Origin of the sequence: Hymenobacter nivis (assembly GCF_006439025.1) — a bacterium.
GTDB classification, from domain to species: Bacteria; Bacteroidota; Bacteroidia; order Cytophagales; family Hymenobacteraceae; genus Hymenobacter; species Hymenobacter nivis_A.
In genome coordinates, this window is record NZ_RCYZ01000006.1 from 224,855 (window position 1) to 235,661 (window position 10,807).

Consider the following 10,807-nt stretch of genomic DNA (forward strand, 5'->3'; position numbering starts at 1 on the left):
CGTTGGATATAATTATTCTTGTGTGTGCCGCCGGGGCGGAACCGCTTCGGCGGGGTTCCCGCCGCGGGGCGCGTGGCCGCTGCCCAACCTTTATTCTGCTTGAAATTCGGTCGTAAATTACTCTCTCCGTCGGTGGTGTTGGTGGCGTCGTTGCTGGCGTGGTGGGCCCAAGCTGGCCCGCTGGTTCGGCGCCCTGCTCACGCGTGGCCCTTGGTGCCCAGCACCTTGGCCGCGCCCGATGCGGCCCGCTACGCGCCGGCCGACACCATTTACAAACCCAGCCGCCGGCCGCGGGTGGGCCCCCGCGACCGCCCCGGTAGCCCCATGGGCCAGCCGCGGCGCGAGTCGCCGCTGGTGCTGCCGCTGCCGCCCAACGTGAAGCTGAACGTGGCCGTGGACGACAGCCTGCAAAACTTCGACGTGCAGGAAAAGGTGGGCGAAAACATCGACTACCGCGACCCGAGCCGGCTTACGTACAAGGAGTACGAAGAGTTTCAGCGGCGCCAGGCCATCCGCAACTACTACCGCGAGCGGGCCCGGGGCGGCGTTGTGGGGCCCCCGGTGGCGGCGGGCACGCCACAGGCTCAGCGCCTGATTCCGAAGATTGACCTGGGGCCCGTGGGCGACCGGATTTTCGGCGGGCGCTATGTGGACATCCGGCCCGCGGGCGCGGTCAGCATCAAGGCGGGGGCCAAGTTCAACACGAACGAAAACCCAGCCCTGACCCTGCGCCAGCAGCGGGTGGGCGACTTCATCTTCGACCAGAGCATGAACATCAACCTGACCGGGCAGGTCGGGACCAAGCTCAAGCTGGCCTTCAACTACGACACCAAGGCTTCGTTCGACTTCGACAACCAGATGAAGTTCGACTACTCGGGCCAGGAAACGGACATCATCCGCAAGCTGGACCTGGGCAACGTGAGCCTGCCGCTGGGCAACTCGCTGGTGCAGGGCGGCCAAAACCTGTTCGGGGCCAAGGCCCAGCTGCAGTTTGGGCGGCTGGGCGTGACGGCCGTGGCCGCCACCGTGCGCGGCACCGCCGATGAGGTGCGCGTGCAGAACGGGGCCCAGAGCCGGCAGTTTGAGCTGAAGGCCAGCCAGTACGAAAAAGACAAGCACTTCTTCGTGTCGCACTACTTCCGCGAGCGCTACGACGCGGCCCTGCGCAACCTGCCCACCATCCAGAGCGGCGTGCAGATTACCCAGCTGGAGGTGTACGTGACCAACGACAACCGCACCACCGCCAGCCTGCGCAACGTGGTGGCCCTGATGGACATTGCTGAACCCGTGCGCATCTACCGCGACCAGCTCTTTGCCAAGGGCGGCTCCACGGTACGCACGCCGGCCAACAACAACGCCAACCGCGAGTACGCGACGTTGCTGGCCGCCGGCACGCAGGCCCGCAACAACCTCACGGTCGATACCTACCTCCAGGGCCTGGGCCTGGCCAAAAACCTGGACTACGAGCGGGTGCGGGCCCGCAAACTCGACCCCAACGAGTACACCTTCAACGCCGAGCTGGGCTACGTATCGCTCAACACGGCCCTGCTGCCCGACCAAACGCTGGGCGTGAGCTACTCCTACATCTACAACGGGCAGACTTACAAGGTGGGCGAAACCGTGCAGGACTACGGCACGGTGGCCGCCGACCAGGTGATTTACCTGAAGCTGCTGCGTGCAACCAACCCCGGCATTGGGGTGCTGCCCGTGGCCCGGCCCGACCCGCTGGTGCCCCCGGGGCCCCCCACGCGCAACTCGCCGACCTGGGACTTGATGATGAAAAACGTGTATTCGCTGAATACCACGCAGCTCAACCGCGACAACTTCCAGCTCCAGCTCATTTACAAAGACGACATTACGGGCGTCGATTTGATTTCGCTCAAGGAAGGGGTGAAGATTCAGAACATTCCCCTGATCCAGGTGCTGGGCCTGGACCGGGTGAACCCCAACAACGACCGCAACCCGGACGGCAACTTCGACTTTTTCCCGGGCGTCACCGTCAACCCCGAGCTGGGCCGCATCATCTTCCCCAACGTGCAGCCCTTCGGCGACTACCTGCGGGCGCAGTTCGACACCACCGGCACGACGGCGGGCGCGAACGTGGCCGCCGAGCAGGCCCTGATCCGAAAATACGTGTACACCGAGCTGTACAACCAAACCCAGAGCGACGCCCAGCAGCGCCAGGAGAAGGACAAGTTTTACCTGCGCGGCCGCTACCAGGGCACCACCACCGACGAGGTGAGCCTGCCCGGCATCGGGGTGGCGCAGGGCTCGGTGAAGGTGTTTTCGGGCTCGACGCTGCTCACGGAAGGCGTGGACTACCAGGTGTTTTACGACCAGGCGAAGGTGAAAATCCTGAACCCCGCGTACCTGGCCTCGGCCAACGAGCTGCGCATCACCTTCGAGAAAAACGCCTTGGTGCAGGTGCAGCCGCGCCGCCTGCTGGGCACGCGCTTCGACTACCGCCTGAACCAGGACGTGACGCTGGGCGGCACGGCCCTGTACCTGCTCGAGAACCAAGCCCCCGGCATCAACCGCGTGAACATCGGCGACGAGCCGGCCAACAACAGCATCGTGGGCCTCGACGGCAGCATCCGCAAGGACAGCCGGGTGCTGACCAAGCTGCTCGACCGGCTGCCGTTTTACTCGACCAAGGAGATTTCGACGTTTGCCTTCAGCGGCGAATTCGCCAAGCTGCTGGCGGGCAAGTCGCAACTGGGCAGCGGCGAAAACGGCACCAGTTACGTCGACGACTTTGAGAACGCCCGCACGCCCTACACCCTGGGGGGCCTCACGGCCATCCCGGCCTGGCGCCTGGCCACCACGCCGTCCACCATCTCGCAGGCCACCGGCCTGGGCGTGAACTACCAGCGCGCCAAGCTGGCCTGGTACACCGTGGACCAGACCTACTACACCGGGGGGCCCAGCGTGCCGGCCAACATCGCCGGCGACCCCGCGCTGCGCAACCACTACACCCGCGGCATTCCGCGCAACGAGGTGTTCCCCAACAAAGACCTGGGCGCCACCGGCAACGGCTACGAGTACACCTTCGACATGGCCTACTTCCCCGGCGAGCGGGGGCCCTACAACTACACGCCCAACATCGCCGCCGACGGCCAGCACTTCGCCAGCAACACGGGCCTCAACCTGCCCGAAAACCGCTACGGCGGCATTTCGCGGGCCATTACGTTTGATACCGACTTCGACAACGCCAACATCGAGTACCTGGAGTTCTGGATGCTGGACCCGTTCCTGCCCGGCACCAACGGCCAGGTGAACGACTCGGACCCGAGCCCGCTCAACGCGCCGACGAACAACACCACCGGCGGCCGGCTGGTCATCAACCTCGGCAACGTGAGCGAGGACCTGTTGCGCGATAGTAACCAGCACGAGTTTGAGAACGGCTTGCCCACGCCCGACCAGGCCGACCCCGCCACGCTGGTGCAGCCCACCATCTGGGGCCAGGTGAGCACCCAGCAGTTCCTGACCGATGCATTTTCGGCCGCGCCGGGGGCCCGGGCCGTGCAGGACGTGGGCCTCGACGGGCTGAACGACGTGGCCGAGCAGGCCTTTGCGGCGCAGGCGGGCAGCAACATCCCGGGCGCTTACGGGGCCGTCAACGACCCCGCGGCCGACAACTTCCGCTACCACCTCGACGGGTTTTACGACGCCAACAACGTCAAAATCCTGGGCCGCTACAAGAACTACAACGGCTACGACGGCAACTCGCCCGAGGGCAGCCAGGCCACGTCCACGGCCTACCCCGACAAGGAGGACCTGAACCGCGACAACGTGATCCAGGACGTGGAGCAGTACCACGAGTACAGCATTCCGCTGGGGCCCAGCACCGGCACCAACGCCCTGACCGTGGGCCAGAACTACATCATCGACAAGGTGACGACGCCGCCCATCACGAACAGCGGCGGCGAGTCGGTGACGTGGTACCAGTTCCGCATCCCCATCCGCGACCCCAACCAGCGCATCGTAGTGAACGGCGCAACCAGCACCACCGACTTCGGCTACAAGTCCATCCGCTTCGTGCGCATGTACATGACCGGCTGGCAGCAGCCGGTGGTGCTGCGCCTGGTGCAGCCCCAGTTCGTGGCCAACCAGTGGCGCCGCTACAACTACCCCATCGCGCAGGCCCAGAGCAACTTGCCGGTCAACATCACCACCGACGCGCGGGCCTTCAGCATCTCCACCGTGAGCGTGGAGGAAAACGGGCAGTCGGCCACGCCCGGCGCCATCCCCTACGTGACGCCGCCCAACATCATCCGCGACACCGAGTACGGCAGCTCGGCCGTGGCGCGGGTGCAGAATGAGCAGAGCCTGCGCCTGTCGGTGACGGGCCTGAGCGACGGCTACGCCAAGGCAGCCTACAAAAACCTGACCGTGAACATGCTGCGCTACAAGCGCCTGCGCATGTACCTGCACGCCGACGCCGAGGACCCCAACATCCGCGACGGCGACGTGCGCGGCTTTGTGCGCATCGGTACCGACTATACCCAGAACTACTACGAGTACTCGGTGCCGCTGGTGTTCACCCGGGCCGGCCAAACCGCGCAGCTGCAAGTGTGGCCCGAGGCCAACAACATCGATGTGGCGTTTCAGGACTTCATCGATGCCAAAGCGCTGCGCAACAAGCAGTCGCCGGTGAACTACCTGGTGCCCTTTACCGTGACGCTGCCCAGCGGGGCCACCGTGACGGTGGTGGGCAACCCCGACTTCTCGGCTGTGCAGGGCTGCATGATCGGCATTCTGAACCCGACCTCGGCCGACGTGGGGGCCAAGAGCGTGAACATGTGGGCCGACGAGCTGCGGGTGTACGACTTTGAGCAGCAGGCCGGCTACGCCGCCAACGCCCGCATGAACGTGAAGCTGGCCGACCTGGCCACCGTGACGGCCACCGGCAGCTTCACCAGCATCGGCTTCGGCGGCTTGCAGGACAAGGTGCAGCAGCGCTCGCTCGACGACGTGATGCGCGGCGACCTGAACGCCGTGGTGGCCGCCGACAAGTTGCTGCCCGCCCAGCTGCACTTGCGCGTGCCAGTGCTGCTGCAAGTGGGCGCCGAGCGCCGGGCCCCCGAGTACGACCCCCTCGACCCCGACACCAAGTTGCGCCAGAGCCTGGAGAAATTTACCGACGCCGACGCCCGCGCCGACTACAGCAAGAAGGTGATTGACATGACCACCACGCGCAGCCTCTCGCTGCTGAACGTGCGCAAGGAGCGGGTGGTGGCCGCGCCGCCCCTCGGCGGGGGCCCCGCAGTGGCCCCGCGCCAGCCCAAGCCCTGGGACCTCGAGAACATTGCCCTGAGCTACTCCATTGCCGAGCGCCAGCACTCCGACGTGCGCACCTCCAGCGACTACACGCGCTCGTTTCAGGCGGCAGCGGCCTACACCTTCCAAACCACGCCCAAAAACTACACGCCCTTCGCCCAGGTGAAGGCCCTGAGCAGCCCGTACCTGAAGTTTTTGCAGCAGATAAACTTCACGCCGCTGCCCACGCGCTTCAACTTCCGCATCGACTTGGACCGGCGCTATAACGAGCGGTTTTTGCAGCGCGTGGTGAACCCCGGCGAGGTACCCACCACGTTCGGCATTGCTGGCGTGTACCAAAAGTCGTTCTACATCAACCGCATCTACGACCTGAACTGGGCCCTGACCAAGGCCCTGAACATCGACTACACCGCCACCAACCGCGGCGTGATTGACGAGGGCGTGGGCCGCGCCGTGGGCACCAGCCAGGAGGCCATCGACAACCGCACCCTCATCCGCCAGCACCTGCTGGCTGGGGGCCGCACCACTAACTTCTTCCAGAAGATAGCGGCCACCTACCGCCTGCCGCTCGATAAGTTTCCGCTCACCGATTGGGTAAGCGCCGACGTGCGCTACGCGGCTAATTACACCTGGCAGGCGGCCTCCACGGCCCTGCGCGCCCCCAACCCGCGGCTGCTACCCGACGGCACCGCCGACCCCACCGACACCACCACTGTGGTGCTGAACCTGGGCAACACCATCCAGAACAACGCCGAAATCGGGGCCAACGGCCGCATCGACCTGGTGAAGCTCTACAACAAGGTGAAGTTTCTGAACATCATCAACAACGCCCCGCCGCCGCCCCCGCGCCCCGCGCCGACCGCCCCTGGGGCCCCTGGGGCCCCAGGGGCCCGCCCCACGCCCGACGCCACCGCCCCCCGCGACACCACGCCCGTGCTGGTGAAGGCCGTGAAGGCCGTGCTGCGCTCGCTGATGACGGCCCGCTCCCTCAACTTCACCTACGCCCGCTCCAGCGGCACGCTGCTGCCCGGCTACCTGCCCAGCACCACGGCCTTTGGCCTCACCGACTACCGCAAATCCGGCCTCCTGGCCCCGGGCATTCCGTTCATCATCGGCAAGCAATATGCCCTGCCCGACCTCTACGACTACGCCAGCCGCAACGGCTGGTACACCGGCAGCAGCGAATACCTGAACACGCCGTTCAGCAACCTGCTGACCGAAAACCTGACCCTGCGCACCACCCTAGAGCCGTTCCGCGACTTCCTCATCCAGGTGGATGCGCGCCGGCAGAAAGTGGAAAACAGCGAAGCCTACTACCGCAACCGCATTGATACGCTGAGCCTGCTGGCCGCCCGCGACCCGGTAACGGGCAACAAGATCCTGGACCCCACGCAGGCCCAGGCCCTCACTTCGGGCTCGTTCAGCACCAGCACCATCACCATCAACACGCTCTTCGGCGACCTGAGCGCCAACGGCGAAGTATCGAAGGCCTTTTCGCGCTTCGTGACCAACCGGGGCTTCATCCAGAATCGGCTGGCGCAGGCCAACCCGCCGCGGGTGGGGCAGCCCATCCCGGCCGCCGCCACGGGCTACTATAGCTACAACTCGCAGGACGTGCTCATCCCAGCCTTCCTCGACGCCTACCACGGCCGGTCTTCGGACGGCTACCGGGCCAAGAAATTCAACCTCTTCGACCAGCTGCCCATCCCCAACTGGAACATTGGCTACAACGGCCTCTCGCAGCTGCCTTTTTTCCGCAACTACTTCGCTTCCTTCACCCTCAACCACGCCTACAACTCGAGCTACAACGTGGGCTCCTACACGTCGTCCACGATCTACAACAACAACAATTTCGACTTCCCCACCCGCGCCAGCGCCACTGGGCAGTACATTCCCTACTACGTCATCGGGCAGGTGAGCATCGTGGAGCACTTGTCGCCGCTGATTGGGGTGAACTTCCAGACACTGAACAAGGTAACCGGCCGCGTGGAGTACCGCACCGACCGGGCCCTGGCCCTGAACGTCACCAACGCCCAGGTGACGGAGCTGCACACCACGGCCCTGGTCATTGGCTTCGGCTACGTCACCACCGGCCTGAAGCTGCCCTTCCGGGTGGGCGGCGAGCAGCGGGTGCTGAAAAACACGCTCAACATGAAGCTCGACCTGAGCATCAACGACAACACCACCATCCAGCGCAGCATCGTGAACGTGGTGGACCCCGCCGACGCCACCACCCTCATCTTGGCCAATGTGGGCACGCCCAGCAGCCAGATCGTGAACGGCTCGCGCACGCTCCAGCTGCGCCCCACCGTCGATTACCTGCTCAACACCCGCCTGAACCTCCAGTTCTACTACACCCAAACCATCACCACGCCCCGCGTCAGCAACGCCTTCCGCAACGCCACCACCGAAGGTGGCCTGCTGCTGCGCTACAGCCTGACGCAGTAAGTGAGGAAGCAGTCATGCTTACCTGGCGTCCGCGCAGCCGAAGCATCTTTCCCGCAGCAGTAAATCAATCGTTGAAAGATTGGATTAGCCAGCAGGAGAGATGCTTCGACTGCGCGGACGCCAGGTAAGCATGACCGCCTGTTTAGATAATTTTCCGGGGCCCTAGTTCGGGTGGCCGCGCCGGCTTGCCTACTTTTGAGCCTTGGTACGCCTTGGCTGGCCCACTTACTCATTCGCCCATTCACTTCCTCACCGCATGACCCTGCCCACCACCCTGCACTACACCAAAGACCACGAATGGATTCGCGTGGAAGGCGACGTAGCCATCGTTGGCATTACCGACCACGCGCAGCGCGAGCTGGGCGACATTGTGTACGTAGACATCGATACCGTTGACAAGGAAGTGGCCCAGCACGACGTGTTTGGCACCGTGGAGGCCGTGAAAACGGTGTCCGACCTGTTCAGCCCCATCACCGGCACCGTGCTGGAGGTGAACCCCAAGCTGGCCGACGCCCCCGAAACCGTGAACTCGGACCCCTACGGCGACGGCTGGATGGTGAAAATCGCCATCGCCAACCCCGCCGAGCTCGAAGGCCTGCTCAGTGCCGAAGCCTACGGCGAGCTGGTGGGCGCTTAGGGCCCCCAGCCCCCGCTACTGATGCCGAATCCGCTGTCCCCGGCCCGCCGGGCCTACGCCGCGCTGCCCCTGCTGTGGGCGGTCTTCATGCTGCTGCTCACCCTCACGCCGTCCCGCGACATGCCCGATACGCCGGCCTGGACGCTGCTTTCCTTCGACACGGCCGCCCACGCGGGCGTGTTCAGCGTGCTGGCTGCCCTCAGCTGGTTTTCGCTCCGGCGGCAGCGCCGCTGGCCGGTGCTGGCCCAGCAGGCCGCCGTGGTGGTGCTGGCCGGCTGCGTTGCCTTCGGGGCCCTCATCGAGGTGCTGCAATACGTGATGGCCCAGGGCCGCCACGCCGAGCTCTCGGACCTGCTCAGCGACGGCATTGGGGCCCTGCTGGCCTTGGTGCCGGCCGTTTTCCTGGCCCGCCGCCCCCCGGTGGCCGCCTGGGTATAGCCAATTCGGGTGAGTTCCAACTCTTGAACGGAGCGGTCCTCTTTTTAAACAGCCGTAGGACGAAATGCCACTCCGTTCTACGGCTGTTTGAAGAGAACCCAAAAACTGCTGCAGATTACAACGCAAAAACCCCCTCTGCTGGCAGCAGAGGGGGTTTTTGCGTTGTAACTCCGAGGTGTTCTATTTGCCGGTCTCCGTGTTGGCCTTCACGGAGAGCATGATTTGCTTGGCCACGGGCTCCCACTCGGGCTTCTGGCGGTCGGCGCAGTTGAAGGTGCAGATCATGAGCTTGCCCTGCACGTCGGTGAAGAACACCAGGGTGTACACCTGGTGGCCCATCTCGGGCTTCATAAACTCGAGGTAGCCCACTTTGTGGTTGTTGATGTTCTTCACGCCGTCGCCGAACCAGGTGGCGTCTTTGTACTGCTTGTGGTAGGTTTTGGTGAACGTAGTGGCGTACACATCCACCATGTCCTGGTCCGCTTCGTTGTCGGAGTAGTTGAAGGCCAGGCTCACCAAGTTGTTGTTGGTGAAAATGACGCTGGGGCGGCTCTGCGCCTTGGCGTAGTTGAAGTCCATCTGCTGCTCGCTCATCACCTCGAAGCCCTTGGGGATGAGGATTTCCACCCGCTCGCTGAGCACGTGCTTTTTGATCAGTTCAATCTCGGACGCGGGCCGCGCAGCCATCAGGAAAAGGCCCAGGAAGCAGAGTAAAAGTGTGGATTTCATGGGACTGGGGTTTCAGGTGGAGTTGCGAAGAGGGGGGAGGGAGGACGAAATATATAAGTCCTTCTGTAAAATTACCACATCTTGGTAAAACAAAAAATGCCCCGTTCGCCCTGAAATCCCTGGGGCCCCAAAAACCCCTTATCTGCACAGTGCAAGTCATTTAGCTAAATACGGCCAATTTACTTGAATAAGGCCTATTGCCTGATTCAACATCATTTAAAAGCAATAATTAACAACGCTTTATTGCTAGTGAGTAATATGTTGAATATGCATTATTTGCCATGAATAATGCAAATATATTTTTACCATTTAACGTTCGCTTAAACCGCTTGGCGGCGGGCTGGCACGGGCCTAGAGAATGTTGTTCAACTGCTCCTTTATTTTCTCCAATTCCTCCTTCATGCCCACCACCAGGTGCTGCACGGTGGCGTCGTTGGCCTTCGAGCCGATGGTGTTGATTTCGCGGCCGATTTCCTGGGCCAGGAAGGCGAGCTTTTTGCCCACGGCCTCGTCGGGCTGGTGGGCGGCCTGCTCGAAGTAGGTGAGGTGGGCGGCGAGGCGCACCTTCTCCTCGGCAATGTCGAGCTTTTCTATATAGTAGAGCACTTCCTGCTCGAAGCGGGTGGCGTTGAACTGCTCGTGGCTGGTGAGCTCGGCCAGGTGGCCCTGCAGGCGCTGGCGCACGTGGGCAATGCGGGCGGGGTCGTGCTGCTCGACGGCGGCCAGCTGCTGGCGGATGGTGGCCACGTAGCCCAGAATCTCAGTAGTGAGCGTGGCGCCCTCGTCGCGCCGGAACCGCTGAAGGGCCCCCAGGGCCTCGTGCAGCAGCGGCTGGAGCTCGGCCCAGGGCACGTCGTCGGCCACCGTTTCCGCGTCGCGGGCGTCTGAGGGGCTCGGGATGACGCCGGGCAGGCGCAGGGCGGCGAGCAGGGTGTCTTCGCCGGCGGGCAGGCCCAGGCCCTCGGCCACGGCACGCAGCTCATGGAAGGCGGCCACCAGGGCCTCCTTATTAAGGACGGCGGCGGTGCGGGCGGCGGCGGGCCGCACGAAGTCGAGGGCGAGGTTGACTTTGCCGCGGAGCAGCTCCTTGGCCACGGCGTTGCGGATTTCGAGCTCGTGGGGCAGCAGGAAGCGCGGCAGGCGCAGGGTGAGGTCGAGGGTTTTGGAGTTGAGCGATTTCAGCTCGACGGTGGCGGTGTAGGCGTCGGTTTCGCGGTGGGCCTGGCCGTAGCCGGTCATGGAAATGAGCATCTTTTCAGTTAACAGTTATACAGT

5 protein-coding genes are annotated in these 10,807 nt (G+C 63.9%); 3 read left to right on the top strand and 2 right to left on the bottom strand.

From position 1 onward, the window contains the following. Positions 1-99: 99 nt before the first annotated feature. The 3 genes from sprA to EAH73_RS15455 all read left to right on the top strand — a co-directional run bounded on the left by sprA (position 100) and on the right by EAH73_RS15455 (position 8,803). The gene (sprA, locus tag EAH73_RS15445; protein ID WP_240047283.1) at positions 100-7,728 is read left to right on the top strand and encodes a cell surface protein SprA; all 7,629 of its coding nucleotides are present in this window, start codon (positions 100-102) and stop codon (positions 7,726-7,728) included. Between the two features lie 256 nt (positions 7,729-7,984). After that, complete coding sequence (gene gcvH / locus EAH73_RS15450) at positions 7,985-8,365, top strand: glycine cleavage system protein GcvH (RefSeq protein WP_140468102.1); 381 nt, start codon at positions 7,985-7,987, stop codon at positions 8,363-8,365. A gap of 21 nt (positions 8,366-8,386) precedes the next feature. Further along, entirely contained in the window at positions 8,387-8,803 is a 417-nt protein-coding gene (locus EAH73_RS15455) for a VanZ family protein (protein ID WP_140468104.1), read from the top strand. Between the two features lie 180 nt (positions 8,804-8,983). Here EAH73_RS15455 and EAH73_RS15460 read toward each other — a convergent pair whose 3' ends face one another. Together EAH73_RS15460 and EAH73_RS15465 are read right to left on the bottom strand one after the other, a co-directional pair. Continuing rightward, complete coding sequence (locus tag EAH73_RS15460; RefSeq protein ID WP_140468106.1) at positions 8,984-9,532, bottom strand: hypothetical protein; 549 nt, start codon at positions 9,530-9,532, stop codon at positions 8,984-8,986. 351 nt (positions 9,533-9,883) lie between these two features. After that, a complete protein-coding gene (locus EAH73_RS15465) occupies positions 9,884-10,783 on the bottom strand; it encodes a YicC/YloC family endoribonuclease (protein WP_140468108.1) in 900 nt (299 codons plus the stop codon). Positions 10,784-10,807 lie beyond the last annotated feature (24 nt).